Below are 1,067 nucleotides of genomic sequence, written 5' to 3'. Positions count from 1 at the left end.
TACCTAATTTAGTGGTTACTATCCTCGTTATTTCTTTTTCCACTTATCTCCTTAACTAAATAACCGATGTTCGTAATTACCATAACTAATATAAATACTGCTGTTCTTTTAACACTTACATCTAATTATCCTTTCTTATTGTAAATAATTCGCTAGTCCTTGATATCCCAATGTAGTATCTAATTGGCTCAATAATGCTTGACTTAATGAAGTATTTTTATGCCTTATTAAGTTTACTTCTTTTGTAAATTCATTAATCTTTTTCGTACACGTGTTATCGTTATTTGTATAATTTCGCTTATTCTCTACGTAAAATGATATGACTTCTTTAATAAACAAGTTGCTGCTTATATTCCTTTGTTTTACTTTGCGTTTAATTTTCTCATTTAATTCACAATCTATGGTAAGGCGTTTACACATTTTTTTGCCATAAATTGCACCGTTTACAGTTCAAATCTTATTTTTAGCAAAGTTCATTATTTCTCTATCAGTTCTACTATTCAGGTAATTGTTTAAACTATTAATATCTGTACCTAAACTAAAATTATCTGCTAATAGTAACCTTAATAATACTTCAATTGTTTGTAATTGACTATCTGATGAGCTATTGCTGTCTAACGAATTTTCTAGATTGTCTAATTTATCATTTATGCGCTTAAAATCTTTATTGAAGTTTTCGTTAGTTAATCTCTTTCTTTTTTTAATGATTTCGCTTAAGGTTTCTTTGTCTAGTGAATAATCCTCTGCAAATAAGTATCGCCCTCTTTCAGGTAGGCTTGATCCAATAGCGTATAATACAATCTTTCTTTTAGGAATATCGTCATTTATATTATATATTTGTTTAAATAAATATAAGACAGATTCCGGTAATTTCACAGTAATCTTTTTTTCTCTATTATCCATGTTGTTGCACCACCAACTTCTTAATTCTAATTTTTCGTGAAAATAACTTTATTCCTTTTAATGCTACACTCAATCCATATTTATAATCTTTATAAGCTATACCTTCATCTACAGTTACATCGGAATTGTAACTAGCTTTTATCTTGCTTAAGACAGATTTAGTA

The 1,067-nt window shown here is 27.9% G+C and carries 1 protein-coding gene; it reads right to left on the bottom strand.

Annotated features, from left to right (window positions below):
* Positions 1–450: 450 nt before the first annotated feature.
* The gene (locus tag EII23_RS11985; protein ID WP_124793549.1) at positions 451–903 is read right to left on the bottom strand and encodes a hypothetical protein; all 453 of its coding nucleotides are present in this window, start codon (positions 901–903) and stop codon (positions 451–453) included.
* Between the last annotated feature and the right edge of the window lie 164 nt (positions 904–1,067).

Source organism: Desulfovibrio sp. OH1186_COT-070 (assembly GCF_003860215.1).
Lineage (GTDB): Bacteria > Desulfobacterota > Desulfovibrionia > Desulfovibrionales > Desulfovibrionaceae > Desulfovibrio.
This window is presented reverse-complemented; position numbering and strand designations above follow the sequence as displayed.

Bases quoted from the DNA above. Each gene is read 5' to 3' on its own strand.
- EII23_RS11985 (WP_124793549.1), bottom strand. From the start codon at position 903: ATGGATAATAGAGAAAAAAAGATTACTGTGAAATTACCGGAATCTGTC.